Annotated in this window: 32 protein-coding genes and 4 tRNA genes; all 36 read left to right on the forward strand. The window is 47.6% G+C overall.

What is annotated here, in order from left to right:
* Positions 1 to 16: 16 nt before the first annotated feature.
* A complete protein-coding gene (locus Q0562_RS09130; RefSeq protein WP_298643666.1) occupies positions 17 to 811 on the forward strand; it encodes a symmetrical bis(5'-nucleosyl)-tetraphosphatase in 795 nt (264 codons plus the stop codon).
* A 97-nt stretch (positions 812 to 908) separates the two neighbouring features.
* Positions 909 to 993: transfer RNA gene (locus tag Q0562_RS09135), tRNA-Tyr, on the forward strand.
* Positions 994 to 1,001: 8 nt separating this feature from the next.
* Positions 1,002 to 1,075 (forward strand) — tRNA-Gly (locus tag Q0562_RS09140).
* 13 nt (positions 1,076 to 1,088) lie between these two features.
* Positions 1,089 to 1,164 (forward strand) — tRNA-Thr (locus tag Q0562_RS09145).
* A gap of 40 nt (positions 1,165 to 1,204) precedes the next feature.
* Complete coding sequence (tuf, locus tag Q0562_RS09150; protein WP_298643668.1) at positions 1,205 to 2,395, forward strand: elongation factor Tu; 1,191 nt, start codon at positions 1,205 to 1,207, stop codon at positions 2,393 to 2,395.
* A 66-nt stretch (positions 2,396 to 2,461) separates the two neighbouring features.
* Positions 2,462 to 2,537: transfer RNA gene (locus Q0562_RS09155), tRNA-Trp, on the forward strand.
* Positions 2,538 to 2,554: 17 nt separating this feature from the next.
* Complete coding sequence (gene secE, locus Q0562_RS09160) at positions 2,555 to 2,935, forward strand: preprotein translocase subunit SecE (protein ID WP_298643669.1); 381 nt, start codon at positions 2,555 to 2,557, stop codon at positions 2,933 to 2,935.
* A complete protein-coding gene (gene nusG / locus Q0562_RS09165; protein WP_298643670.1) occupies positions 2,935 to 3,471 on the forward strand; it encodes a transcription termination/antitermination protein NusG in 537 nt (178 codons plus the stop codon). The genes secE and nusG overlap by 1 nt, the downstream gene beginning before the upstream one ends.
* Positions 3,472 to 3,512: 41 nt before the next feature.
* The gene (rplK, locus tag Q0562_RS09170) at positions 3,513 to 3,941 is read left to right on the forward strand and encodes a 50S ribosomal protein L11 (RefSeq protein ID WP_298643671.1); all 429 of its coding nucleotides are present in this window, start codon (positions 3,513 to 3,515) and stop codon (positions 3,939 to 3,941) included.
* Positions 3,942 to 3,944: 3 nt separating this feature from the next.
* The gene (gene rplA / locus Q0562_RS09175) at positions 3,945 to 4,646 is read left to right on the forward strand and encodes a 50S ribosomal protein L1 (protein ID WP_298643673.1); all 702 of its coding nucleotides are present in this window, start codon (positions 3,945 to 3,947) and stop codon (positions 4,644 to 4,646) included.
* Positions 4,647 to 4,824: 178 nt separating this feature from the next.
* Entirely contained in the window at positions 4,825 to 5,358 is a 534-nt protein-coding gene (gene rplJ, locus Q0562_RS09180; protein ID WP_298643675.1) for a 50S ribosomal protein L10, read from the forward strand.
* 53 nt (positions 5,359 to 5,411) lie between these two features.
* Positions 5,412 to 5,786, forward strand: coding sequence for a 50S ribosomal protein L7/L12 (rplL, locus tag Q0562_RS09185; RefSeq protein ID WP_298643677.1), 375 nt, complete (start codon positions 5,412 to 5,414; stop codon positions 5,784 to 5,786).
* A 171-nt stretch (positions 5,787 to 5,957) separates the two neighbouring features.
* Positions 5,958 to 10,031, forward strand: coding sequence for a DNA-directed RNA polymerase subunit beta (rpoB, locus tag Q0562_RS09190; RefSeq protein WP_298643679.1), 4,074 nt, complete (start codon positions 5,958 to 5,960; stop codon positions 10,029 to 10,031).
* Positions 10,032 to 10,052: 21 nt separating this feature from the next.
* On the forward strand, positions 10,053 to 14,291 hold the full coding sequence (gene rpoC, locus Q0562_RS09195; protein ID WP_298643680.1) for a DNA-directed RNA polymerase subunit beta': 4,239 nt from the start codon (positions 10,053 to 10,055) through the stop codon (positions 14,289 to 14,291).
* Between the two features lie 138 nt (positions 14,292 to 14,429).
* Positions 14,430 to 14,804 (forward strand): 30S ribosomal protein S12, encoded by a 375-nt coding sequence (gene rpsL / locus Q0562_RS09200; protein WP_006984585.1) that lies wholly within the window; start codon positions 14,430 to 14,432, stop codon positions 14,802 to 14,804.
* A 17-nt stretch (positions 14,805 to 14,821) separates the two neighbouring features.
* Positions 14,822 to 15,292, forward strand: coding sequence for a 30S ribosomal protein S7 (gene rpsG, locus Q0562_RS09205; RefSeq protein WP_298643682.1), 471 nt, complete (start codon positions 14,822 to 14,824; stop codon positions 15,290 to 15,292).
* A 38-nt stretch (positions 15,293 to 15,330) separates the two neighbouring features.
* Positions 15,331 to 17,427, forward strand: coding sequence for an elongation factor G (gene fusA / locus Q0562_RS09210; RefSeq protein ID WP_298643684.1), 2,097 nt, complete (start codon positions 15,331 to 15,333; stop codon positions 17,425 to 17,427).
* Between the two features lie 18 nt (positions 17,428 to 17,445).
* Positions 17,446 to 18,636 carry an elongation factor Tu gene (gene tuf / locus Q0562_RS09215; protein WP_298643668.1) on the forward strand — a complete coding sequence of 397 codons (1,191 nt, stop codon included), beginning with the start codon at positions 17,446 to 17,448 and terminating at the stop codon, positions 18,634 to 18,636.
* 5 nt (positions 18,637 to 18,641) lie between these two features.
* The gene (gene rpsJ / locus Q0562_RS09220; protein ID WP_298643724.1) at positions 18,642 to 18,956 is read left to right on the forward strand and encodes a 30S ribosomal protein S10; all 315 of its coding nucleotides are present in this window, start codon (positions 18,642 to 18,644) and stop codon (positions 18,954 to 18,956) included.
* An 89-nt stretch (positions 18,957 to 19,045) separates the two neighbouring features.
* On the forward strand, positions 19,046 to 19,687 hold the full coding sequence (gene rplC, locus Q0562_RS09225; protein WP_298643685.1) for a 50S ribosomal protein L3: 642 nt from the start codon (positions 19,046 to 19,048) through the stop codon (positions 19,685 to 19,687).
* A 6-nt stretch (positions 19,688 to 19,693) separates the two neighbouring features.
* The gene (gene rplD, locus Q0562_RS09230) at positions 19,694 to 20,302 is read left to right on the forward strand and encodes a 50S ribosomal protein L4 (protein WP_298643687.1); all 609 of its coding nucleotides are present in this window, start codon (positions 19,694 to 19,696) and stop codon (positions 20,300 to 20,302) included.
* Positions 20,299 to 20,601, forward strand: a complete 303-nt coding sequence (rplW, locus tag Q0562_RS09235; RefSeq protein ID WP_298643688.1) for a 50S ribosomal protein L23 — start codon at positions 20,299 to 20,301, stop codon at positions 20,599 to 20,601. The genes rplD and rplW overlap by 4 nt, the downstream gene beginning before the upstream one ends.
* Positions 20,602 to 20,610: 9 nt before the next feature.
* Positions 20,611 to 21,444, forward strand: coding sequence for a 50S ribosomal protein L2 (rplB, locus tag Q0562_RS09240; protein WP_298643689.1), 834 nt, complete (start codon positions 20,611 to 20,613; stop codon positions 21,442 to 21,444).
* A gap of 3 nt (positions 21,445 to 21,447) precedes the next feature.
* The gene (gene rpsS / locus Q0562_RS09245; protein ID WP_298643690.1) at positions 21,448 to 21,720 is read left to right on the forward strand and encodes a 30S ribosomal protein S19; all 273 of its coding nucleotides are present in this window, start codon (positions 21,448 to 21,450) and stop codon (positions 21,718 to 21,720) included.
* 16 nt (positions 21,721 to 21,736) lie between these two features.
* A complete protein-coding gene (gene rplV, locus Q0562_RS09250; RefSeq protein ID WP_298643691.1) occupies positions 21,737 to 22,072 on the forward strand; it encodes a 50S ribosomal protein L22 in 336 nt (111 codons plus the stop codon).
* An 18-nt stretch (positions 22,073 to 22,090) separates the two neighbouring features.
* Positions 22,091 to 22,813 (forward strand): 30S ribosomal protein S3, encoded by a 723-nt coding sequence (gene rpsC, locus Q0562_RS09255; protein ID WP_298643692.1) that lies wholly within the window; start codon positions 22,091 to 22,093, stop codon positions 22,811 to 22,813.
* Between the two features lie 18 nt (positions 22,814 to 22,831).
* On the forward strand, positions 22,832 to 23,245 hold the full coding sequence (gene rplP, locus Q0562_RS09260; protein ID WP_298643694.1) for a 50S ribosomal protein L16: 414 nt from the start codon (positions 22,832 to 22,834) through the stop codon (positions 23,243 to 23,245).
* Positions 23,245 to 23,436, forward strand: coding sequence for a 50S ribosomal protein L29 (gene rpmC, locus Q0562_RS09265; protein ID WP_298643695.1), 192 nt, complete (start codon positions 23,245 to 23,247; stop codon positions 23,434 to 23,436). The genes rplP and rpmC overlap by 1 nt, the downstream gene beginning before the upstream one ends.
* A gap of 2 nt (positions 23,437 to 23,438) precedes the next feature.
* Positions 23,439 to 23,702: a 30S ribosomal protein S17 gene (rpsQ, locus tag Q0562_RS09270; RefSeq protein ID WP_298643696.1), complete on the forward strand. Its 264-nt coding sequence runs from the start codon at positions 23,439 to 23,441 to the stop codon at positions 23,700 to 23,702.
* Between the two features lie 11 nt (positions 23,703 to 23,713).
* Complete coding sequence (gene rplN, locus Q0562_RS09275; protein WP_298643698.1) at positions 23,714 to 24,082, forward strand: 50S ribosomal protein L14; 369 nt, start codon at positions 23,714 to 23,716, stop codon at positions 24,080 to 24,082.
* A 10-nt stretch (positions 24,083 to 24,092) separates the two neighbouring features.
* Positions 24,093 to 24,407, forward strand: coding sequence for a 50S ribosomal protein L24 (gene rplX, locus Q0562_RS09280; protein WP_298643699.1), 315 nt, complete (start codon positions 24,093 to 24,095; stop codon positions 24,405 to 24,407).
* Between the two features lie 8 nt (positions 24,408 to 24,415).
* Positions 24,416 to 24,955: a 50S ribosomal protein L5 gene (gene rplE / locus Q0562_RS09285; RefSeq protein WP_298643700.1), complete on the forward strand. Its 540-nt coding sequence runs from the start codon at positions 24,416 to 24,418 to the stop codon at positions 24,953 to 24,955.
* Between the two features lie 4 nt (positions 24,956 to 24,959).
* The gene (gene rpsN / locus Q0562_RS09290; protein WP_298643701.1) at positions 24,960 to 25,268 is read left to right on the forward strand and encodes a 30S ribosomal protein S14; all 309 of its coding nucleotides are present in this window, start codon (positions 24,960 to 24,962) and stop codon (positions 25,266 to 25,268) included.
* A gap of 148 nt (positions 25,269 to 25,416) precedes the next feature.
* The gene (gene rpsH / locus Q0562_RS09295; RefSeq protein WP_298643703.1) at positions 25,417 to 25,806 is read left to right on the forward strand and encodes a 30S ribosomal protein S8; all 390 of its coding nucleotides are present in this window, start codon (positions 25,417 to 25,419) and stop codon (positions 25,804 to 25,806) included.
* Positions 25,807 to 25,820: 14 nt separating this feature from the next.
* A complete protein-coding gene (rplF, locus tag Q0562_RS09300) occupies positions 25,821 to 26,354 on the forward strand; it encodes a 50S ribosomal protein L6 (RefSeq protein WP_298643704.1) in 534 nt (177 codons plus the stop codon).
* 15 nt (positions 26,355 to 26,369) lie between these two features.
* A complete protein-coding gene (rplR, locus tag Q0562_RS09305; RefSeq protein WP_298643725.1) occupies positions 26,370 to 26,726 on the forward strand; it encodes a 50S ribosomal protein L18 in 357 nt (118 codons plus the stop codon).
* Positions 26,727 to 26,737 lie beyond the last annotated feature (11 nt).

The following is a 26,737-nucleotide window of genomic DNA, read 5'->3' on the forward strand; positions in this document are numbered from 1 at the left end:
TTATAAGGGGCGCGGTATGGCGATTTTTGCAATTGGCGATGTGCATGGGCATCTGGACGGGTTGTTGCGGCTGCTGGACAAGGTCGGCTATGGCGATGGCGATGAGTTGTGGTTCGTCGGTGATTTGGTGAATCGCGGCCCGGATTCGGCCGGGGTGCTGCGCTTTGTGCATGGTCTGCGGTTGAAGCGGGTGGTGCTGGGCAATCATGATTTTTCGATGCTGGTGCAGGCGCAGCGGTTTCCGGGGAACCGGATGCAGCAGTCCACGCTGGATGTGTTGCGCTGTGATGATGGGGAGGCGCTGATTGATGGGTTGCGTCAGTTCCCGCTGTTGCACGTCGAGCCGCGTTTGCAGGTGCTGATGTCGCATGCGGGGCTGTTCCCGCAATGGTCGGTTGAAGAAGGGCAGGCGGCCAGTGATGCGGTTTCCGCGCAGTTGCGCGGGGATGGGTATCGCGGCTTCCTGCGCGAGATTTTCGGCGACAAGCCGGATCGGTGGTCGGCGGATTTGCGCGGGATGGATTATTGGCGTTTTGCCGTGAATGCGTTCTGCCGGATGCGTTATCTCAATGCGGATGGCAGTCTGAATCTGCATGCAAAAGACCGGCCGAAGAAGACGGAAGGATTGTTGCCGTGGTTCAGTGTGCCGCAGCGGTGTGAATGGCTGCAATTGTTCGGTCACTGGGCGAGCCTGGGTTTGCACACGGGAGGAAAGGCGGTTTGTCTGGATGGCGGTTATGCCTGGGGCGGGGAATTGGCTGCTTATGATGTGTTGCAGCGTCGTCTGGCAGCGATTATTAGCGCAAAATAATTCGCTTGTAATCGAATGGTTAGAAAATACGGCCACACAAAAGGAAAGAAAGCTTGACGTTGTGTTGCCGATGTATATAATGCGCCCCCACTTTCCCGGAGGGGTACCCAAGCGGTCAACGGGAGCAGACTGTAAATCTGCCGGCTCAGCCTTCGTAGGTTCGAATCCTACCCCCTCCACCATTTAACTTGCGGGTGTAGTTCAATGGTAGAACCTCAGCCTTCCAAGCTGATGGTGTGGGTTCGATTCCCATCACCCGCTCCAGTATCAAGACTACGTCCATATAGCTCAGCAGGTAGAGCACTTCCTTGGTAAGGAAGAGGTCACCGGTTCAAATCCGGTTATGGGCTCCATCCCTTAATTTCCGAATTTTTAAACCCTTGGCGGATTGAGATGTCAAAAGAGAAATTTACCCGAACCAAGCCGCACGTTAACGTGGGCACGATTGGTCACGTTGACCATGGCAAGACGACACTGACGGCGGCGCTGACCAAAGTTGGTGCAGAACGCTTTGGCGGTACCTTTAAAGCCTATGACCAGATTGACGGTGCACCCGAAGAACGTGCGCGCGGTATCACCATCTCAACCGCACACGTCGAATACGAATCCCCGAACCGTCACTATGCACACGTAGACTGCCCCGGGCACGCCGACTATGTTAAAAACATGATTACCGGCGCAGCGCAAATGGATGGAGCCATTTTGGTCTGCTCTGCAGCCGATGGCCCGATGCCGCAAACCCGTGAACACATTCTGTTGTCCCGTCAGGTGGGTGTTCCCTATATCGTAGTTTATCTGAACAAGGCAGACATGGTTGATGATGCCGAGCTGCTGGAACTGGTGGAAATGGAAGTGCGCGACCTGTTGAGCGAATACGACTTTCCCGGTGACGATACCCCGATTATTATCGGTTCTGCATTGAAAGCGCTGGAAGGAGATCAGTCCGATATTGGTGTTCCTTCTATTATCAAACTGGTAGATGCGCTGGACAGCTATATTCCCGAGCCGCAGCGTGACATTGACAAACCGTTCCTGATGCCGATTGAAGACGTTTTCTCCATATCCGGTCGTGGTACGGTAGTGACCGGGCGTATTGAGCGCGGAGTAATCAAAGTTGGTGAAGAAATCGAAATAGTCGGTATCCGCCCGACTGCCAAAACCACCTGCACCGGTGTGGAAATGTTCCGCAAGCTGCTGGATCAGGGTGAAGCAGGCGATAACGTTGGTGTATTGCTGCGCGGTACCAAACGTGAAGAAGTAGAACGTGGACAAGTGTTGGCCAAACCGGGTACGATTACCCCGCACACCAAATTTGAGGCGGAAGTTTATATACTGTCCAAAGACGAAGGTGGTCGTCACACCCCATTTTTTAAAGGTTACCGTCCGCAGTTTTACTTCCGTACTACGGACGTGACAGGTGAATGCATCCTGCCGGAAGGTGTGGAAATGGTCATGCCGGGTGATAATATCAAGATGAATGTTCATCTGATTTCGCCGATTGCGATGGACGAAGGACTTCGTTTTGCAATTCGTGAAGGTGGCCGTACAGTAGGTGCGGGCGTCGTCTCCAAAATTATCGAATAAGATAAAGATATCTTGTAAAAATAGGGGTGGTGTTTATAATCACCGCCCTTTTTCAACGGCATAGATAGGCGAGTAGCTCAATTGGCAGAGTTGCGGTTTCCAAAACCGTCGGTTGGGGGTTCGAGTCCCTCCTCGCCTGCCATCTATTAGAGGGAAAATATGCAGCAAGGCTCGGTGGAACAGCAGAAAAAACCCTTGGATTCTCTATTTACGGCGCTTGCCGTAATTTTATTTTTGGGCGGTTTTTATTGTGCCGGTTCCAATAATTACTTTTTTGCCGGATTATCCGGTTATGCGCGCTTTGGTATTGCTGTAGCTACCCTTATTATTTCGGCAGCAGCATTATGGCCGACCAGTCATCGTGATTATCTGCTGGCGTTGTTTCGCGGTGCACGCATAGAAATGCGCAAGGTGCGCTGGCCAACCAAGGAAGAAGCGACCAAGAGCACTTTGGTGGTTTTGGTTTTGGTCGCGCTGTTCGCTATCGTCCTTAGTATTTTTGACTGGATTTTGGTGAAAATCATCGAGGCGTTACTCTGATGTCCATGCAATGGTATGTGTTGCAAACGTATTCCCAGTTTGAACAGCAGGTTAGGCGTGCCTTGGAAGAACGGATCGAACGCGAAGGACTGCAAGAATATTTTGGCCGCATTCTCATTCCGTCCGAGGAAGTGGTTGAAATCAAGGATGGCAAAAAGCGCAGTTCGCAGCGTAAATTTTTTCCCAATTATGTGTTGGTGGAAATGGTGATGAACGATGTTACGTGGCATGCCGTCCGCGGTATCCCTCGCGTTTCTGGTTTCGTGGGTGGCACAGCGGAGAATCCAGCACCTATTCCTCAGCACGAGGTTGATGTTATCTTGCGTCGTGTTGAAGAAGGTGTTGAAAAACCACGTCCGAAGACATTATTTGAAATTGGCGAAGAGGTCCGTATTGTAGAGGGACCTTTTGCCGAATTCACGGGCACAGTAGAAGAAGTTATGTATGAAAAAAGCAGGCTGAAGGTTTCTGTGCTTATTTTTGGTCGTCCCACTCCGGTGGAGCTTGAATTCCATCAAGTGGAAAAAGACCTATAATCAGGGGAGCCGCAAGGCGTTATACCCATTTGGAGTAATATATGGCAAAAAAAATTACCGGCTATATCAAGCTGCAAATCGCGGCGGGTAAAGCGAATCCGAGTCCTCCGGTTGGCCCTGCCTTGGGTCAGCATGGCGTAAATATTATGGAATTTTGTAAAGCGTTTAATGCAGAAACGCAAAGTATGGAAGCGGGAATGCCTGTCCCAGTAGTTATTACGGTTTACAGTGATCGCAGCTTTACCTTCATAACTAAAACTCCGCCTGCTACTTATTTGCTGAAAAAAGCGGCCGGCGTTAAGTCTGGCAGTGGGCGGCCCAATACAGAGAAAGTTGGTAAAGTAACCCGCGCCCAGTTGGAAGAAATCGTCAAGGTTAAACAACCTGACTTGACTGCCGCTAATCTGCAGGCTGGCGTTAATACCATCGCAGGTAGTGCGCGTTCTATGGGCTTGAAGGTAGAGGATTAAGGCATGGCCAAATTAAGTAAACGTGTGCGGGCTTTTCGCAATCAAATAGAAAGCGGCAAGGTTTATTCGCTAATGGAAGCATTGACACTGTTGAAATCCATTCCTGCTGCCAAATTCGTGGAGTCTGTGGATGTGGCAATCAACTTGGGTGTTGACCCGCGCAAGTCCGATCAAGTCGTGCGAGGTGCTGCTGTATTGCCGAACGGCACCGGCAAATCTGTCCGTGTGGCGGTTTTTGCACAAGGTGCGGCTGCGGACGCAGCGCAGGCCGCAGGTGCGGATTTGGTGGGTATGGACGAATTGGCTGATGAAATTAAAAATGGCCGCAACGATTTTGATGTCGTTATAGCCGAACCTGCCGCCATGCGTGTTGTCGGTCAATTGGGACAGGTGCTTGGGCCTCGCGGCTTGATGCCTAACCCCAAAGTTGGAACCGTTACCCCTGACGTAAAAACGGCCGTAGAAAATGCCAAAGCCGGTCAAGTGCGTTTCCGTGCTGACAAGGGTGGTGTTGTTCACGCCATGATAGGCAAAGTGAATTTCAGTGAACAACAGCTGGCAGAAAACCTCAATGCACTGGTTGCCGAGATTAATAAATTGCGCCCTGCCGCTGCCAAGGGTATTTATTTGAAAAAAGCATTTCTTTCGACCACGATGGGTCCGGGAATTGTCATTGATGTGGCGTCGTTTGGTAGTGCTGCATAAAAATCAGCAAGGATTTGGGATAGCTGCATGGCAGCTATCGTCAAAGACTGCAGGTGTTCGTAGAACTTAATTTCCTGCATAGATGGTAGGTCGCTTCAGCTGTCTGAAAGGCTATACCAAGGTTCACCGATTTTATCGGTGGTTTTAGGGTAACCCGATCCGACTTAAGGAGTATGGAATGGGCTTGAATTTAACCAGCAAAAAAAACGTTGTTGCGGAAGTCAGTGAAATCGCTGGCAAAGCGTATGCGCTAGTTGCGACGGAATATCACGGGCTAACCGTTGAACACATGACGCAACTGCACGCACGCGCACGCGCAACCGGCGTTTATCTGCGGGTAGTTAAGAATACCCTGGCCAGAAGGGCTTTGGCCGAAACGGATTTTGCCTGTACACAAGATCATTTGGTCGGCCCGCTGGTTTTGGCTTTCTCAATGGAAGATCCCGGTGCTGCGGCACGTCTGTGGCGCGACTTCTTTAAGGAAAATGACAAGCTGGACAAAGAAATGGTCAAGTTTGTCAGTGTTTCCGGCGAGTTGCTGCCGGGAAGCGAACTGGAACGGTTGGCGAAGCTGCCGACCAGGGAAGAGGCACTGGCATTGCTCATGGCATGTATGCGCGCGCCGCTTGACAAATTTGCCCGTACACTCAACGAAATCCCGGGCAAACTGGTTCGTACGATTGAAGCTATTCGCCAAAACAAAGCCGCATAAGCGCTTTGGGTATTGTTTAACCTTATCTAATTTAATAAATTTGGAGTTATCACATGGCTATCGCTAAAGAAGATATCCTTAATGCCATTGCCGAAATGTCCGTAATGGATGTTGTCGATTTGATCGCCGCAATGGAGGAAAAATTCGGTGTTACTGCTGCAGCAGCAGTTGCCGCCGCTCCGGTTGCCGCTGGTCCGGTTGCCGCTGCCGAGGAACAGACCGAATTTGACGTTGTTCTTACTGACGCCGGTGCGAACAAGGTCGCTGTTATCAAAGTTGTCCGTACCGTTACCGGTCTTGGTCTGAAAGAAGCCAAAGAAGCTGTTGATGGCGCACCTTCCACCCTGAAAGAAGGTCTTGCTAAAGAAGAGGCCGAAAAAATCAAGGCCGAACTCGAAGCTGCCGGTGCCAAAGCCGAACTCAAGTAACTTCTTTGCTGCCTTATGAAAAGTACCGGTGTTTTTATGCCGGTACTTTTTCCTGTCTTGAAAGCTGATGCAACAGGAAATGTCCGGGCCATCGACGTTCGTTGTTGCATAATCTTTCCAGATTCATTTTCTGCGCTGTACGCATCTTCTACCGCTTGAGGTTAATCCGCCATGACTTATACGTTTACCGAGAAAAAACGCATCCGCAAAAATTTCAGCAAACATCCTACCGTACTGGATACGCCTTATTTGTTGGCAATGCAACTGGATTCGTATCATGATTTTCTGCAAAGCAATATCCCGGCAAACAAGCGTGAAAATGTGGGGCTGCATGAAGCCTTTTCTTCCATCTTTCCTATTGTCAGTCATAATGGATTGATTGAATTGCAATATGTGGGTTATGACTTGGGCAAGCCGGAGTTTGATGTGCGCGAATGCCAGTTGCGCGGCGTCACGTATTCCGCCCCTTTGCGTGTACGGATGCGGGTAGCTATCTACGACAAGACTGATCCCAACAAGCGTAAACTGAAACAGGTGATTGAATCCGAGCCGGTTTTTATGGGTGAGATGCCGTTAATGACCGATAACGGCACTTTTGTCATCAACGGAACCGAGCGGGTTATCGTCTCGCAGTTGCATCGTTCTCCCGGTGTCTTTTTCGATCATGATAAAGGTGTCGGGCACAGTTCCGGTAAATTGCTCTTTTCTGCACGGGTTATCCCCTATCGTGGTTCCTGGCTGGATTTTGAATTCGATGCCAAGGATTTGCTCTATTGCCGTATTGACCGCCGCCGTAAATTGCCGGTAACGGTATTGTTGCATGCACTGGGCTATAGCGATGCCGATATTCTTGGCGAATTCTTCGAAACACAGGCTTTTAGAATCACTAGGGGTAAGCTAGAAATGAAATTCCAGCCGACGCAATTCAAGGGCGAAGCAGTCGCTTTCGATATTGTCGCGGATGGCGAAGTGCTGGTTGAAGCGGGGAAACGTATTACTTCCCGTCATGTGCGGCAACTGGAAGAAAAAAAGGTCACCAGCCAAATTGTGCCGATGGATTTTGTCGTCGGCAAAATCCTTGCCAAAGATCTGATTGACAAGGAAAGTGGTGAATTGATTTTGCAGGCTAACACCGTTCTGACTGAAGAGCATCTGGTGAAGTTCGTTGAATTAGGGGTGAAAGCATTCGAAACCCTGTATGTCAACGAACTGGATCGTGGCGCTTATATTGCCGACACCTTGCGTGTAGATGAAACTACCGATCAGGATAATGCACGTGCCGAAATTTACCGCATGATGCGTCCGGGCGAACCGCCAACCAAGGATGCGGCGGACACACTCTTTGATAATCTCTTCTTCAATGAGGAACGCTATGACCTGTCGCGTGTCGGGCGGATGAAATTCAACCGCCGTCTTGGTATCGCCGAAGATACAGGCAGCGGTGTGCTGTCGCGTGAAGACGTAATTCGGGTATTGAAAACCCTGATCGCCATTAAAGATGGCGATGGGATGGTTGATGACATTGACCATCTCGGTAACCGACGTATCCGCTGTGTCGGCGAAATGGCAGCGAATGCTTTCCGAATCGGCCTCGTTCGTTTGGAACGTTCGATTAAAGAACGCTTGAGCCAGGTAGAATCCGAAGGGTTGACGCCGAAGGAACTGATTAATCAGAAGCCGGTATCTGCGGCAATTAAGGAATTTTTTGGTTCCTCGCAGTTATCGCAGTTCATGGATCAGAACAACCCGCTGTCTGAAGTAACCCACAAGCGGCGTATTTCCGCGCTTGGCCCTGGCGGACTGACCCGTGAGCGGGCGGGGTTTGAGGTACGCGACGTGCATCCGACGCACTATGGCCGCCTCTGCCCGATTGAGACACCGGAAGGACCGAATATCGGCCTGATCAACTCGCTGGCGGTATATGCGAAAACCAACGAGTATGGCTTCCTCGAAACTCCATACCGTAAGGTGGTTGACGGCAAGGTGACGATGGAGACTGAATACCTCTCCGCTATTGAAGAATCCAAGTACGTTATTGCCCAGGCAAATGCGGCACTGAATGAGGATGGTTCTTTCCGTGATGATTTGGTATCCGCCCGCTATCAGAATGAATTCATGTTGTCCCGCTCCGACCGCATTGATTATATGGACGTCTCGCCGAAACAGATTGTGTCCGTGGCAGCTTCACTGATCCCGTTCCTCGAACACGATGATGCAAACCGTGCCCTAATGGGATCCAACATGCAGCGCCAGGCGGTGCCGACATTGCGTGCCGATAAACCGCTGGTTGGTACCGGTATGGAACGGGTTGTTGCCAGCGATTCCGGGGTACTGGTGCGTGCCGAGCGGGGCGGTGTCATTGATCTGGTTGATTCTTCGCGGATTGTCGTTAAGGTCAATGATGATGAAGTGCAACCGGGCGGTTTGGGGGTTGATATTTACAACCTGACCAAATATACCCGTTCCAACCAGAATACCTGTATTAACCAAAAACCACTGGTCAAACCGGGAGACGTGGTGGCGCGTGGTGACGTGCTGGCTGACGGTCCATCCACCGATATGGGCGAATTGGCATTGGGGCAAAATATGCTGATTGCTTTCATGCCCTGGAACGGTTACAACTTCGAAGACTCCATCCTGATTTCCGAGCGGGTGGTGCAGGAAGACCGTTTCACCACTATCCACATTGAAGAGCTTACCTGCGTGGCGCGTGATACCAAACTGGGTTCGGAAGAAATCAGCAGCGATATTCCGAATGTGAAGGAAAGTGCGCTGGCAAAGCTGGACAGTACCGGTATCGTGCATATCGGGGCGGAAGTAAAAGCCGGGGACATTTTGGTCGGTAAAGTAACGCCGAAGGGCGAACGTTCGCAGTCGCCGGAAGAGAAACTGCTGCGCGCAATTTTTGGTGAGAAAGCTTCCGATGTAAAAGACAGTTCACTGCGTGTCCCCGTGGGCATGGACGGCACTGTGGTGGATGTGCGTGTCTATACGCGGGACGGCGTAGAGAAGGATACGCGCGCCAAAGAAATCGAAGCGATGGAAATTGCCAGCATCGCCAAAAATATTAAAGACCAATTGCGGGTATTCGAAAACGATATCCACGAACGGGTTGCCCGCCTGCTGCTTGGGCAGGCGATGAAGAAGGCACCGAAACGCAAGGCGGGAGATCTTGTTGATCAAGCGCTGCTGGATGAATTGAAGCCGGAGCAGTGGTTTGATTTGCGTCTGCAAGACGGTGAAATCAATGAACAGCTAGACGGGATGCACCGGTTGTTGCTTGATAAACGCCGTGAATTGCAGGATTACTACGAAGAGAAGAAAGCGAAATTTTCGCAAGGTGACGACCTTGCCCCCGGTGTGCTGAAAATGGTCAAAGTCTATCTGGCGGTCAAGCGCCGCTTGCAGCCGGGTGACAAGATGGCAGGGCGGCACGGCAACAAAGGCGTGGTCTCGCGCATCGTGCCGGTAGAAGATATGCCTTATATGGAAGACGGCACTCCTGTCGATATCTGCCTCAACCCGCTCGGTGTCCCGTCGCGGATGAATATCGGGCAGGTATTGGAAACCCACTTGGGCTGGGCAGCGCGCGGCATCGGTCTGCGAATTGGTGAAATGCTGGATCAAAAAGGCAAGCCCAAGCAGTTGCGCGCCTATCTGAACGAAGTTTATAACCACGATGGGCAGCGCGAGTCGCTGGATTCGTTGAGCGACGAAGATTTCATTGCCCTCTGTCAGAATCTGCGCGCCGGCGTACCGATGGCAACGCCGGTCTTTGACGGCGCCAAAGAAACAGAAGTCCAGCGGATGCTGGAATTGGCCGGATTGCCGAAAAGTGGCCAGACCCGCCTCTTCGATGGTCGTACCGGCGAACCCTTTGATCGTGAAGTCACGGTTGGTTACATGTACATGCTCAAACTGAACCATCTGGTTGACGACAAGATGCATGCCCGCTCGACCGGCCCTTACTCGCTGGTCACGCAGCAACCGCTTGGCGGGCGCGCACAGTTTGGCGGGCAGCGTTTCGGGGAAATGGAAGTGTGGGCGCTGGAAGCCTATGGTGCCGCTTATACCTTGCAGGAAATGCTGACGGTGAAATCGGATGATGTCGAAGGGCGTACCAAAATGTACAAGAACATCGTGGACGGTAATCTGCAAATCGATCCGGGCATGCCGGAATCGTTCAACGTACTTACCAAGGAAATCAAGGCTCTCGCCATCAATATTGATTTGGAACAGGAATAATCAACGCAGGCAGGTTTTATCATGAAAGAACTCATTAATATGTTCAAACCGCAGGACGGTGTGGATGATTTTGATCGTATCCGCATCGGCCTGGCATCGCCCGACATGATCCGCTCGTGGTCATTCGGCGAGGTCAAAAAACCTGAAACCATCAACTACCGCACCTTCAAGCCAGAGCGGGACGGTTTGTTTTGCGCCAAGATTTTTGGACCAATCAAAGACTACGAATGCCTGTGCGGCAAATACAAACGACTCAAACACCGTGGCGTGGTGTGTGAAAAATGCGGGGTGGAAGTTACCAAAGCCAGCGTGCGGCGCGAGCGCATGGGACATATCGAACTGGCGACACCAGTCGCCCATATTTGGTTTCTGAAGTCCCTGCCGTCTCGCATTGGTCTGTTGCTGGATCTGACCCTGCGCGAAATCGAGCGGGTACTGTATTTTGAGTCTTTCATCGTGCTGGATCCGGGCATGACACCGCTGGAAAAGAATCAGCTGCTCAACGAAGAAGCCTATTTGCAGGCGGTAGAAGAATACGGCCATGAATTCAAGGCGATGATGGGGGCGGAAGCCATTCAGGAAATCCTGCGTACTACCGATTGGCGCGAAGTGCTGCAAACCCTGAAAGAAGAGTTGGAACAAACCTCGTCGGAAACCAAGAAAAAACGTCTGGTCAAGCGGATTAACCTGATTGACGCCTTTGTTCCCGATCCGGACGATCCCAAAAAAGTTGTGGGCAAACCGGAATGGCTGATTCTCAATGTCCTGCCGGTGTTGCCGCCGGATTTACGCCCGCTGGTACCGCTGGATTCCGGCCGCTTCGCCACATCCGATCTGAATGATCTCTATCGTCGCGTCATTAACCGCAACAACCGCCTGAAACGTCTGCTGGAACTGTTCGCGCCGGATATTATTGTCCGTAATGAAAAACGCATGTTGCAGGAAGCGGTGGATTCCCTGCTGGATAACGGTCGCCGTGGTCGCACCGTGACCGGTTCCAACAAACGTCCACTAAAATCACTGGCCGATATGATTAAAGGCAAGCAGGGACGCTTCCGTCAGAATCTGCTCGGCAAGCGGGTGGACTATTCCGGACGCTCGGTGATCGTCGTTGGTCCGACCTTACGCCTGCATCAATGCGGTCTGCCGAAACGCATGGCACTGGAACTCTTCAAACCGTTTATCTTCCAGCAACTGATTGAAAAAGAACAGGCACCGACCATCAAGGCGGCCAAACTGATGGTGGAACGCGATGAACCTGAAGTCTGGGATGCACTCGAATACGTCATTCGCGAGCATCCGGTCATGCTCAACCGCGCTCCAACCTTGCACCGCTTGGGAATTCAGGCGTTTGAGCCGATCCTGATTGAAGGCAAGGCCATCCAGCTGCACCCGCTGGTGTGCGCCGCGTTTAACGCCGACTTTGATGGTGACCAGATGGCAGTACACGTGCCGCTTTCGCTTGAAGCCCAGCTGGAAGCGCGCGCCCTGATGATGAGTTCGAACAATATCCTCTCCCCCTCGAACGGCGAGCCGATTATCGTGCCGTCGCAAGATGTGGTTCTGGGGCTGTACTACATGACGCGTGAACGCATCAATGCGAAAGGTGAAGGGATGCGCTTTGCCGACATCAAGGAAGTCGAGCGCGCCTACCAAGCGGGAGAAGTACACCTGCAAGCGAAAATTGAAGTACGCCTTGATCTGTATGAAAACGGGGAGAAACATTTCCGCCGTATTCCGACCACAGTCGGGCGTGCGTTGCTGTCACAAATCCTCCCGGAAGGACTGTCCTTCGACCTGATCAACAAGTCAATGAACAAGAAAGCTATTTCTGCGTTGATCAACCAATGCTACCGCCAGTTGGGACAGAAAGAGACCGTTATTCTCGCCGACCAGTTGATGTACACCGGCTACCGCTATGCGACCTATTCTGGAGCGTCAATCGGGATCGTTGATATGGTCGTTCCCGCGTCGAAAACGGAAATACTGCAATCTTCTGAAAACGAAGTGAAAGAAATAGAAGATCAATACGCTTCCGGTTTGCTCACCCAAGGCGAAAAGTACAATAAGGTCATTGACATCTGGTCGCGCGCCAACGAAAAACTGGCGAAAGCGATGATGGATAACCTGCGACAAGAGGACGTGGTCAACCGTGAGGGAGAAACTGTCAAACAGGAATCCTTCAATTCCGTCTATATGATGGCCGACTCCGGCGCGCGGGGTTCTGCTGCCCAGATTCGTCAGCTGGCCGGGATGCGCGGTCTGATGGCGAAACCGGATGGTTCCATCATCGAGACCCCGATTACAGCCAACTTCCGTGAAGGGCTGAACGTCCTGCAATACTTCATTTCAACTCACGGCGCGCGTAAAGGCTTGGCCGACACCGCGCTGAAAACGGCAAATTCCGGTTACTTGACCCGCCGCTTGGTTGATGTCTCACAAGATGTTGTGGTAAACGAGGAAGACTGCGGGACGACGCGCGGTTTTGAAATCCAGGCTGTTGTTGAAGGCGGGGATGTGGTTGAACGCCTGAGTGACCGCGTTCTTGGCCGAGTATTGGCTGAACCTGTTAGCGACCAGAGCGGCAAGGTTGTACTGGATGCCGGTACCCTGCTTGAAGAAAAAGAAATCGCCATTCTGGAAAATGCCGGAGTGGATCGGGTTATGGTGCGTTCCGTTATTACCTGCGAATCCCGCTATGGTGTGTGTGCCCAATGTTATGGGCGTGACCTTGCACGCGGACACCGCGTCAACGTTGGTGAAGCCGTTGGCGTTATTGCCGCGCAGTCCATCGGCGAACCGGGAACTCAGTTGACGATGCGGACTTTCCACATTGGTGGTGCTGCGTCCAGCGCAGCAGCAGTTGGCTCGGTTGAAGCGAAAACCAACGGTACCGTGCGTCTCAGCAATATCAAGACCGTCACTAATAAAGACGGCAAACTGGTTGCCGTATCACGTTCCAGTGAATTGTCTGTTATCGATCAGAACGGCCACGAACGTGAACGCTACAAACTGCCGTATGGCGCCATGCTGGGTGTGGGAAACGGTGATGAAGTCAAACAAGGGCAACTACTTGCCAGTTGGGATCCGCACACCCATCCGATTATTGCCGAAGTCAGTGGCCGCATTACCTTCCATGACTTCGAAGACGGCGTTACCGTACAAGAGTCTTCTGATGCCGATACAGGTCTGACCGTGCGTACCATCATGGATAACGCACTGCGTTCCACTTCGGCTAAAGACAAGCGGCCGTTGATTCAATTACTGGATGATAACGGGCAACCAGTCAAACAGACAGGTTCCGATATTCCGGTCAACTATTTCCTGCCGGGCGGTGCCATCGTGCACCTGGACGATGGTGCGAAAGTGGAAGTAGGTGACATCCTGGCGAGAATGCCACAGGCTTCCGGGAAAACCGCAGATATTACCGGTGGTTTACCGCGCGTCGCCGATCTCTTCGAAGCACGCAAACCGAAAGAACCGGCAATCCTTGCCGAGAAAACCGGTACCGTCTCTTTTGGTAAAGAAACCAAAGGCAAGCAGCGTTTAATCATCACTGCCGAAGATAGCGGCGAGATGATCGAAATTCTGATCCCGAAATGGCGTCGCCTGAACGTCTTTGAAGGCGAACAAGTCAAGCAGGGCGACGTGCTTGCCGATGGCGAGTTGACGCCGCATGACATCCTGCGTTTGCGCGGGGTTGCCGAACTGGCAGCCCACATCGTGCGCGAAATCCAGAACGTCTATCGTCTGCAAGGGGTAAAAATCAATGATAAACATATTGAAGTCATTGTGCGCCAGATGCTGCGTAAAGTCGTAGTGCTGGACGCCGGTGAATCCCGCCTGATTGTTGGCGAACAGGTTGATTTGCAGCGTGTTCTAAATGAGAATGATCGTTTACAGGTGCAAGGCAAACTGCCGGTGCGTTACGAACCGGTGTTGATGGGGATTACCAAAGCATCTCTTGCAACCGAGTCTTTTGTTTCGGCCGCATCTTTCCAAGAAACCACCCGTGTGCTTACAGAAGCTGCGGTACTGGGCAGTTTCGACGAACTGCGTGGTCTGAAAGAAAACGTCATTGTCGGTCGCCTGATTCCGGCTGGAACCGGCTTGGCCTATCACCAGCAACGTCGTATCAATCGTGCGGAAGAGCAAAAACTCTTTGATATGGTCGAAGACAATGATGGAAAAAATCAGCCGGAAAATATTGTGGTGACTGAAGCTGAAATGCCAGTCGACGGTAGTGAAAATACCGAGTAAGTCACCATCAGTCCAACAACGCTGCAAACTGAATGTGGCGGTGCTTGACAAACCCCTAGGTAAAAGCATACCATGCGCCACCTTTGGCGTAGAGGCGCTAATTTTATTGAATTTCGAAAAGTTTGGAGAACTTTATTCATGGCAACCGTTAATCAGCTCGTACGCAGCCCGCGTACGCGCCAGAAAGAAAAGAATAATGTCCCTGCATTGCAGGGCTGTCCGCAAAAACGCGGGGTGTGCACCCGTGTGTATACGACAACACCGAAGAAACCAAACTCAGCCATGCGTAAGGTTGCGCGTACGCGTTTGACTAACAAGTACGAAGTAACTGCCTATATTGGTGGTGAGGGACATAACCTGCAAGAACACTCTTTAGTGTTGATTCGTGGCGGACGGGTTAAAGATCTTCCTGGTGTACGCTATCACATTGTGCGTGGTGCACTGGATACGGCCGGTGTTAAAGATCGCAAGCAAGGCCGTTCCAAATACGGTGCCAAACGACCTAAGTCATAATTTTAAGGGAAATAACGATGTCAAGAAGAGTACGTGCCCCTATTCGTCAGATTTTGCCGGATCCAAAATTTGGAAATGTTGTCGTGGCAAAATTTATTAATATTCTTATGGTTAGCGGAAAAAAATCGGTTGCGGAAAAAGTGGTTTATCAAGCACTGGAAAAAGCGGCTGAGAAAAAACAATTACAGCCGGTAGATGTGCTGGAAGAAGCGCTGGAAAAAGTGCGCCCGGCAGTAGAAGTAAAATCCCGACGTGTTGGCGGCGCTACCTACCAGGTGCCGGTAGAAGTTCGTCCGGTTCGACAGAATGCGTTAGCCATGCGTTGGCTCATTGACGCAGCACGCAAACGAAACGAAAAGTCCATGTCGCAGCGATTGGCGGCGGAATTTTTAGATGCATTGGAAGAACGCGGTGCTGCCGTGAAAAAACGCGATGATACGCATCGCATGGCAGAAGCGAATAAAGCATTCGCTCACTTCCGATGGTAAGCGTGGGAATCCTAATATAAGGAGTTAATGCAAATACTATGGCACGCAAAACACAAATTAACCGATACCGTAATCTTGGCATCATGGCACACATTGATGCGGGAAAAACAACAACTACAGAACGTATCCTTTATTACACCGGTATGTCTCACAAACTTGGAGAGGTGCATGAAGGTGCGGCGACAATGGACTGGATGGAGCAGGAGCAAGAACGGGGCATCACGATTACATCCGCTGCGACTACTTGTTTCTGGAAGGGAATGGCGAAACAGTTCGATGAACATCGTATTAATATCATTGACACACCGGGACACGTTGATTTCACGATAGAAGTAGAGCGTTCTCTGCGAGTACTGGATGGCGCCTGTTTAGTATTGTGTGCAGTTGGTGGTGTCCAGCCGCAAACTGAGACCGTATGGCGCCAGGCAAATAAATACAAAGTGCCACGTATCGCGTATGTAAATAAAATGGATCGTACTGGTGCCGACTTCCTGCGTGTCGTCAGACAGATGGAGGAACGTCTGAATACGACACCGGTTCCTTTGCAATTACCAGTTGGTGCAGAAGAAAACTTCAAAGGTGTAATTGACCTCATCAAGATGAAAGAAATCATCTGGAATGAAGATGATAAAGGCATGACCTTTATTTATGCTGATATTCCTACTGATTTGCAAGCGGCTTGTGAGACGCAGCGTGAGAAATTGATAGAAGCAGCCGCAGAAGCCAATGAAGAGTTGATGGAAAAGTATCTTGGTGGTGAAGAACTGAGCGAAGAAGAAATTATTATCGGTCTTCGTCAACGAACCATCAATAATGAGATTGTACCGGTTGTTTGTGGTTCGTCATTCAAAAATAAAGGCGTGCAAGCAATGCTGGACAAGGTTATCGAATTATTGCCCAGCCCTGTGGATATAGAAGCGATCCAGGGTATCAATCCGAACAATGATGAAGTCGACAGTCGCGTAGCGGATGATGATGCGCCGTTTGCTGCACTGGCATTTAAAATTGCCACGGATCCATTTGTTGGCACCTTGACATTTGTTCGTTGTTATTCTGGCGTATTGGAGGCCGGTACTACTGTACTAAACTCTGTAAAAGACAAGAGGGAGCGTATTGGGCGTATAGTTCAAATGCACGCTAACTCGCGCGAAGAAATTAAAGAAGTTTACGCAGGAGATATTGCCGCATGTGTGGGGCTGAAAGAGGTTATTACTGGCGAGACACTTTGCGATGTTAATCATCCCATTATTTTGGAGCGAATGGAATTTCCCGAGCCGGTTATTGCGGTTGCGGTGGAGCCAAAAACCAAGTCCGATCAGGAAAAAATGGGTATGGCTTTGGCTAAATTGGCGCAAGAAGATCCCTCTTTCCGCGTTCATACTGATGAAGAAACTGGTCAAACAATTATCTCTGGCATGGGCGAACTGCATCTGGAAATTATTGTTGACCGGATGAAGCGTGAATTTAAGGTAGAGGCTAATGTTGGGGCACCGCAAGTTGCCTATCGTGAAGCTTTGCGTGAGACAGTCGAGCAGGAAGGAAAATTTGTTCGCCAATCCGGTGGTCGTGGCCAGTATGGACATGTTTGGTTAAAGATAGAGCCGCAAGAACCTGGTTTTGGTTATGAATTCGTCAACGCTATTGTTGGTGGTGTCATCCCTAAAGAGTATATCCCAGCAGTTGACAAAGGGGTGCAAGAGCAAATGCAGAATGGAGTCTTGGCTGGTTACCCAGTAGTGGATGTCAAAGTGACTCTTTTTGATGGGTCTTATCACGAGGTCGACTCTTCGGAAATGGCATTTAAGCTGGCGGGCTCAGAAGGGTTTAAATTAGGAGCCCGTAAAGCGAAACCGGCATTACTTGAGCCAATGATGAAAGTAGAGGTATCAACGCCTGAAGAGTACATGGGTGACGTTATCGGTGACCTCAATAGCCGTCGTGGCCTTATCCAAGGCATGGATGATGAAGCTGCAGGTAAAGTCGTTCGGGCACAAGTCCCCCTTGCCAAGATGTTTGGCTATGCGACCTCACTCAGATCCTTAACCCAGGGACGAGCGAGCTATTCTATGGAATTTGATTGTTACAACGAAGCGCCTAGTAACGTTGTTGATGAAGTTATTAAAAGTAAATCCTGATTTAGTTTGGAGTTATGCATGTCAAAAGAGAAATTTACCCGAACCAAGCCGCACGTTAACGTGGGCACGATTGGTCACGTTGACCATGGCAAGACGACACTGACGGCGGCGCTGACCAAAGTTGGTGCAGAACGCTTTGGCGGTACCTTTAAAGCCTATGACCAGATTGACGGTGCACCCGAAGAACGTGCGCGCGGTATCACCATCTCAACCGCACACGTCGAATACGAATCCCCGAACCGTCACTATGCACACGTAGACTGCCCCGGGCACGCCGACTATGTTAAAAACATGATTACCGGCGCAGCGCAAATGGATGGAGCCATTTTGGTCTGCTCTGCAGCCGATGGCCCGATGCCGCAAACCCGTGAACACATTCTGTTGTCCCGTCAGGTGGGTGTTCCCTATATCGTAGTTTATCTGAACAAGGCAGACATGGTTGATGATGCCGAGCTGCTGGAACTGGTGGAAATGGAAGTGCGCGACCTGTTGAGCGAATACGACTTTCCCGGTGACGATACCCCGATTATTATCGGTTCTGCATTGAAAGCGCTGGAAGGAGATCAGTCCGATATTGGTGTTCCTTCTATTATCAAACTGGTAGATGCGCTGGACAGCTATATTCCCGAGCCGCAGCGTGACATTGACAAACCGTTCCTGATGCCGATTGAAGACGTTTTCTCCATATCCGGTCGTGGTACGGTAGTGACCGGGCGTATTGAGCGCGGAGTAATCAAAGTTGGTGAAGAAATCGAAATAGTCGGTATCCGCCCGACTGCCAAAACCACCTGCACCGGTGTGGAAATGTTCCGCAAGCTGCTGGATCAGGGTGAAGCAGGCGATAACGTTGGTGTATTGCTGCGCGGTACCAAACGTGAAGAAGTAGAACGTGGACAAGTGTTGGCCAAACCGGGTACGATTACCCCGCACACCAAATTTGAGGCGGAAGTTTATATACTGTCCAAAGACGAAGGTGGTCGTCACACCCCATTTTTTAAAGGTTACCGTCCGCAGTTTTACTTCCGTACTACGGACGTGACAGGTGAATGCATCCTGCCGGAAGGTGTGGAAATGGTCATGCCGGGTGATAATATCAAGATGAATGTTCATCTGATTTCGCCGATTGCGATGGACGAAGGACTTCGTTTTGCAATTCGTGAAGGTGGCCGTACAGTAGGTGCGGGCGTCGTCTCCAAAATTATTGAGTGATGAGCATGTCAAATACGCAAAAGATTCGTATCCGTTTAAAATCCTACGACCACCGTCTTATTGACCTTTCAGCTAAACAAATTGTGGAGACTGCAAAACGTGCTGGCGCTCAGGTGCGTGGGCCTGTACCTCTGCCAGTTAAAAAAGAAATCTACACAGTGCTAATTTCGCCACATGTTAATAAGGATGCGCGAGATCAATATGAAATGCGGACACATAAGCGTGTGATGGATATCATTGATCCCACAGATAAGACAGTTGATGCCCTGATGAAATTGGATTTGGCTGCGGGTGTTGACGTTAAAATAGAATTACAGTAGAATTCCACGTCATTTCTTTAATCAGGTTAGGGTGAAGAGGGTTCACCCGCCCTCCTCTCGCCTTCTTTATTTACTAAAGAGGAAATTTTATGAAAATGGGTTTAGTTGGCAAAAAACTAGGGATGACTCGAGTGTTTGATGAAAATGGCAATGTAGCTGCGGTAACGGTCGTGGAAGTGGCAACAAATGTCGTTTCGCAAATAAAATTGCAGTCTACGGATGGCTATGATGCCGTTCAGATCGTAGTAAGAGGGAATAAGAAGCATATAACAAAAGGCCTTATTGGACATTTTGCTAAAGCAAATATTGATGCAGGTGTCGTAACTAAAGAATTTCGTCTTTCTGCGGAGGAGATTCTAGGGTACTCCGTTGGTGATGTTTTTGATGCGTCTCTATTTTCTGTAGGGCAGAGAATTGATGTCCGCGCGCGAAGCATAGGTAAAGGATTTTCAGGTACAATTAAACGACATCACTTTAGCGGGCAAAGAAAAACACATGGTAACTCTTTATCACACCGTGTGCCGGGTTCCATTGGGCAGAATCAAACGCCTGGGCGCGTCTTTAAAGGAAAAAAGATGTCGGGACATTTGGGAAACGAAATGCGTAGTGTGCAAAATCTTGAAATAGTTCGTGTTGATGGTAAACGTGGCTTGCTTTTAGTCAAAGGTTCTATTCCTGGTGCTAGAGGTGGATATGTTGAGGTTCGTCCATCAATAAAAATAAGAGGATAAATAATCGTGGATATTGGCTTTAGAGATGGTTCTGGTATCGTTTCAGTGAACGATGAGGTGTTTGACGCGACATTTAATGAACCTCTGATACATCAAGTTGTTGTTAGTTATTTAGCAGGTGGGCGTGTGGGCAGCAAGTCTCAAAAGACTCGCGCAGAAGTTTCTGGTGGCGGCGTAAAGCCGTGGAAGCAAAAGGGGTCAGGGCGTGCCCGGGCAGGAACAATTCGCTCCCCACTGTGGCGAGGTGGTGGTGTAACTTTTGCTGCTAGACCTCGTGAATTCTTGAATAAAGTAAATCGTAAAATGTATCGTGGGGCTTTACGTAGTATTTTTTCTGAGTTGTACCGCCAAAAAAGGATGCATCTCATAGAAGATTTTAGAATTTCTTCTTGTAAAACGAAGGATTTTATCAAATATATAAATGGGATCGGCCTGAAAGGAGACCTTTTAATGATTACAGAATCATTAAATAAAAATATTTTTTTCGCCTCTCGTAATATTCCAGATATTAGCGTCATTGATGTTGATGAATTAAACCCAGTATCTCTGCTTCAATTCAAAAATGTAGTTATAGATAGAGTTTCAATAGAAAGAATTAATGGATGGTTGTCATGAATCAAGAAAGAAAATTGCAAATTGTTTTAGGCCCACTTGTAACTGAAAAATCTTCTTTAGCGACATCACAAAAACAGGTTGTATTTAAAGTAGAATGTAACGCAAGTAAAAAGGATATAAAAGAGGCTGTGGAATGTTTACTAGATATTGAGGTAAACGCTGTTAATACAGTTAATGTAAAAGGAAAGCAAAAACGATTTGAGCAACGTGCGGGCTACCGTGCAGGTTTCAAAAAAGCTTATATTAATTTGGATAAGGCAGTTGACATGGAAGCACTGCTATCTGAGCAGCAATCCTAAAGGTTTGAAATGTCCGTCATTAGAAAAAAACCAACATCCCCGGGGCGCCGTTTTGTAGTTGACGTGTCTCGTCCTGATCTGCATAAAGGGCAGCCCTTCGCAGCATTGACTGAGAAAAAGAATTCCACTGGAGGGCGTAATAATACGGGGCGTATCACTGTACGACATCGAGGCGGTGGCCATTTGCAGCGCTATCGTGTTATTGACTTTAAACGTCGTAAGGATGGCATTGATGCCGTTGTTGAACGGATCGAATATGATCCCAATCGTACAGCGTATATTGCGTTGATTTGTTATATAGATGGAGAACGTCGTTACATCATTGCCCCGCTAGGCTTAAAAACGGGTGACGTCATTAGAAATGGTGATGATGCTCCTATTAAATTAGGCAATTGTCTGCCGATTCGTAATATTCCAATAGGTTCTACAGTTCATTGCGTAGAATTCAGATCAGGGAAAGGAGGCCAATTGGCTCGTAGTGCGGGCTGTTCTGTTCAAGTAGTTGCTCGTGAAGGTAAATATGCGACAATTAGGCTGAAATCCGGTGAGCGTCGTAAAATCTTAAGCGATTGTCGCGCAGTCATTGGTGAAGTAAGTAACCAAGAACACAGTTTGCGGTCGTTAGGCAAAGCTGGTGCTAAGCGTTGGCGAGGTATCCGCCCGACAGTGCGCGGTGTAGTAATGAATCCTGTTGACCATCCGCATGGTGGCGGTGAGGGACGCACATCGGGAGGGAGACACCCTGTATCACCATGGGGTGTTCCCACTAAGGGATACAAGACTCGTAACAATAAACGAACGGATAAAATGATTGTTCAGCGCCGGAATAATAAGAGGGGTTAAAATATGCCACGGTCCTTAAGAAAAGGTTTCTTTATTGATCTACATCTGGCAGAAAAAATAAAGTCAGCAGTAGCAAATAATAGCAAAAAACCCATAAAAACTTGGTCTCGCCGTTCTCTAATCGTGCCAGACATGATAGGATTAACTATAGCCGTACACAACGGTAAACAACATGTTCCTATTTTAATTAATGAAGATATGGTAGGGCACAAACTAGGTGAATTTGCGCCCACTCGTAATTATCGTGGGCATAACGCCGATAAAAAAGGTAAATAGAGAGGGTAATCTGGATATGCAATCAACAGCTAAGTTAAGGGCAGCAAGAATATCAGCTCAAAAAGCTAGATTAGTGGCAGATTTGGTTCGTGGAAAACATGTTGAAGAAGCTATAGAGGTTTTGTCTTTCACGAATAAGAAGGCAGCAAGTATTATTTTGAAACTTTTAAATGCTGCTATAGCTAATGCAGAAAATAATAGAGGTGCTAATATTGATGAATTATATATTGCTGAGATATATATTGGCGAGGGGATGACTATGAAGCGATTCTCGGCACGCGCAAAAGGACGTGGAAATCGCATCTTTAAGCGAACCAGTAATATTTTTCTTCGCGTTCAGGAACGCTACTAAGGTTGGAGTTTGATTTTTATGGGTCAGAAAGTACATCCCGTTGGCTTTCGCTTAGGAATTTCGAAAGATTGGTCGTCTAAATGGTATGCGGAGGGTAAAGAGTATGCTGCTTTTTTAGAGAAGGACTTCATTGTTAGGGAATTTATTCGTAAAAAATTGGCTCACGCGTCTGTAAGCCAAATTCAAATCGAACGACCGCGTAATGGGGCGCAAATTACAATTTTTACGGCACGTCCTGGCATTGTCATAGGTCGTAAAGGTGAAGATATCGAAATACTGAAGCGGGAGATTACTGCTCTAATGGGAGTGCCTGCTTCAGTAAATATAGAGGAGATTAGGTGTCCAGAATTAGATGCTTTTCTCGTGGCTGATAGTATCGCCAAACAGCTAGAGAGACGAGTCATGTTCCGCAGGGCAATGAAACGTTCAGTCGCTTCGACACTGCGCTTAGGGGCAGCGGGTATTAAGATTAGCATATCGGGACGACTTAATGGGGCGGAAATAGCGAGGACAGAGTGGTATAGAGAGGGGCGTGTGCCTCTTCACACTTTGCGTGCAGATATTGATTACGGTTTTTCAGAAGCACATACTACCTATGGCGTTATTGGCGTAAAGGTTTGGATATTCAAAGGTGAAAATCTAGAAGGATTAGACTCTCAACTTCTTGGGGCGTCGGATGTCCAGGATGATAGAAAGGCTCGTCGTATTAATAGGTCTCGATCATCTACATTTAGAAAATAAAGATTAAGGTAGATAACTATGTTACAACCCAAACGTACAAAATTTAGGAAACAGCATAAAGGCCGGAATCGTGGATTGGCTCAGTCTGGCAATAACGTTAGTTTTGGTGAATATGGATTAAAAGCTACCACTCGTGGTCGGATTACAGCACGTCAAATAGAAGCTGCACGTCGCGCCATTAATCGCCACGTTAAGCGGGGAGGGAAAATGTGGATTCGGATTTTTCCTGACGTACCCGTGACTAATAAGCCATTAGAAACCAGACAAGGGAAAGGCAAAGGTAATGTTGAATATTGGGTAGCAAAAGTTCAACCAGGTACCGTGATGTATGAACTTGAGGGTGTTACTGAAGATTTAGCACGAGAAGCTTTTCGTTTAGCATCAGCTAAATTGCCCGTAGGCACAGTATTTGAAATACGTAAGGTGATGTAATGCCAAAGACTCTATTGAATCAAAATATCGCTAGTCTACTTGAAGAATTAATAACGTTGCGTCAAGCACAATTTAAATTAACTATGCATAAACTTGGCTCTAATTTGGATAAGCCTCATCAGATTCTCCAAGTTAGACGTAATATAGCGCGTATAAAGACCTTGCTAAGACAGCATGGTGTTAAGGTATGATTATGAACAATAAAGAAATTATTCAACGTATTTTGCAGGGACAAGTTCTCTCTGGCAAGGGTGATAAATCTATTACAGTCAGTGTAGTGCGCTATGAACGACATCCAGTATATGGAAAATATATTAAGCGTACACTGAAATGCCATGCTCATGACGAACTTAATGAATCCAAGGAAGGTGATATTGTGCGTATTATGCAGACTAGTCCAATTTCTAAAACCAAGACTTGGGCGTTAGTCAATATTGTGAAACGGGTGCAGGATTAAGGAGTTAGATCATGATCCAAGCACAATCACGTTTAGCGGTCGCTGATAATAGCGGAGCACGAGAATTGCAATGCATTAAGGTTTTGGGAGGTTCTCATCGTCGATATGCAAATATTGGTGATATTATAAAAGTATCTATTAAAGAAGCACTGCCTCGCTCTCGAGTTAAAAAAGGAGATGTTTATAATGCGTTAATTGTTCGCACTAAAAAAGGTGTGCGTCGCAGAGATGGTTCCGCCTTACGGTTTGATAGTAATGCTGCGGTACTATTGAATAATAAACTGGAACCCATTGGTACTCGTGTTTTTGGACCAATTGCTCGCGAGCTTCGTAATGAGAAGTTTATGAAGATAATATCGCTTGCACCAGAAGTGTTATGAAGGAGGTTATATGAAACGTATACGTAAGGGTGATAATGTTATTGTTGTGACAGGTAAATTAACAAATAAAGGGATGCGGGGAAGAGTTAAATCTGTTAATGGCGATTACGTCATAGTGGAAGGTATTAATTTTGTACTAAAACATGTAAAGCAAAATCGACAATTACAGACTGAAGGGAAGATAATAAAAAAGGAAGCTCCAATACACATATCAAATTTAATGATTATTAATCCCAAAACTAATAAAGGGGATCGTGTTGGATTCAAGATTGAGGAAGGAAAGAAATTCCGTATTTACAGATCTAACGGGATGAAAATAGACTGAGGTTCGTTATGGCTAGATTATTTGTTAAATATAAAGATGAACTTGCGCAGCATTTACTCATTAAGTTCAATCTTAGTAATATAATGGAAGTTCCAAGATTGACTAAAATAACAATTAATATGGGAGTAGGTGAAGCCGTTAATGATAAGAAAATCTTGGATAATGCTATTCATGATTTAGCGTTAATTTCTGGACAAAAACCTATTGTGACTAAATCCAAAAAATCAATAGCTGGTTTTAAGATTAGAGATGGCTGGCCAATTGGGTGCAAAGTAACTTTACGCCGTGAGCGGATGTACGAGTTTCTAGATCGTTTAATCAACATTTCATTGCCTAGAACTAGAGATTTTCGTGGGCTAAGCTCAAAAGCTTTTGACGGAAGAGGTAACTATACTTTTGGTATACGAGAACATATTGTATTTCCGGAAATAGATTTTGAAAAAACAGATGCTATTCGTGGTATGGACATTACGGTTACTACAACAGCGAAAGATGACGTAAGTGCTAAAGCGTTGTTGGAATCTTTTGGGTTTCCTTTTAGGAGTTAATAACATGGCTAAGAAAAACATGATTAACCGCGAACTTAAGCGCATTCAATTAGTACAAAAATTTGTTGCTAGACGCAGAGAACTCAAAGAGATCATTCGTAAAGTGGATTTTTATTCTGTCGAAGAGAGAGACGCCGCGCAAGAAAAACTACAAAAACTCCCTAGAGATGCTTCTCCTTCTAGATTGCAGCGTCGTTGTAGAATCACGGGACGTCCTCATGCTGTCTATCGCAGGTTTGGTCTTTCACGAAATAAATTGCGTGAGTTAGCAATGCAGGGAGAAGTTCCTGGAATTAGAAAATCAAGTTGGTGACTTTTCAATATTAAGTTACAAGAGCATGAAAGCTAAGAACCCATTCACTAGACAAATCGTGATGCAGCAATAGCCAAATGGTTAGTACTATAAAATATCACCTAGAGAGATGGGCGCTAAAACCAATACTGTTTAATACGAGGTATATATGTTAACGGATCCAATTGCGGACATGCTTACGCGTATTCGAAATGCTCAGCATACTGGGCGTTCAGTCGTGAGCATGCCTGCTTCTAAACAAAAAATAGCTATTGCCACAGTCTTACAAGAAGAAGGATACATCCAATCTTTTAGTGTAAAAGAAAGTATCAAATCTGAGCTAATCATAATATTAAAATACTACCAAGGGAAACCTGTTATTGATTTCATCAGGCGTGCTAGTCGGCCGGGGCTTCGACTTTTTAAAGATAAAGGGGCTCTGCCTCGTGTTCGCGGCGGCTTAGGGATGGCTATTATTTCCACATCTCAGGGCGTGATGAGCGATTCCAAAGCTCGTCAAAAAATGATTGGTGGCGAAGTCATTTGCTATGTAGCTTAATATGGAGAAAAGAGATGTCACGCGTAGGTAAACAGCCAATACAGATCCCTAGCGGAGTTAATATTTTAATTAATGATAGAATTATTAATGTACAAGGTAGGAGAGGAAGTCTAAATTTAGAGCTTCATGCTTATGTTAACCTTGAACAGAGCGCGGACTCTATTCATTTATTTCCTGTCCGTCAAGAAGCCTCCCATTGGGCAATGTGCGGAACAATGAGATCTATTCTTAATAACATGATTATTGGAGTTACGATTGGTTTTGAAAAGAAACTACAATTGGTCGGTGTAGGCTATCGCGCGCAGGCACAAGGGCAAAAATTGAACCTTTTGTTAGGATTCTCTCATCCTATAGAGTTTTCTATTCCCGTTGGAATTTCAATTGAAACACCAAGTCAATCAGAAATTATTATTAAAGGCAGTGATAAGCAACAAGTAGGTGAAGTGGCAGCAAAACTCCGAGCTTACCGATCTCCTGAGCCATATAAAGGAAAGGGAATTCGTTATATGGATGAGCGAATTCTTATGAAAGAAGCTAAGAAAAAATAGTAAGGGTCAATGCAAATGAATGAGAAAAAGCTTAAACGAATTCGTCGTGGCAAACGAAGCCGGCTTAATATTCGTGAGGCTGGAAAAGTCAGTTTAATTATCCATAAGACTTCTAGACATATTTATGCGCAGATTATTAGTGCAGATGGATCTAGGATTTTGGCTAGTGCTTCTACTTTACAGGAAGCAGTTAAGAATAATCTCAAATATACGGGGAATATAGAAGCGGCAGCTAGAGTCGGAGCATTAATAGCACAAAAAGCTAAAGGACAGGGAATTTATCAAATCGTATTTGACCGTAGCGGTTTTAGTTATCATGGGCGTGTGAAAGCACTTGCAGATGCTGCTAGAGAAGTTGGTTTGGATTTTTAAGTTAGTAGGGT

Source organism: uncultured Cardiobacterium sp. (assembly GCF_938028825.1).
Lineage (GTDB): Bacteria > Pseudomonadota > Gammaproteobacteria > Cardiobacteriales > Cardiobacteriaceae > Cardiobacterium.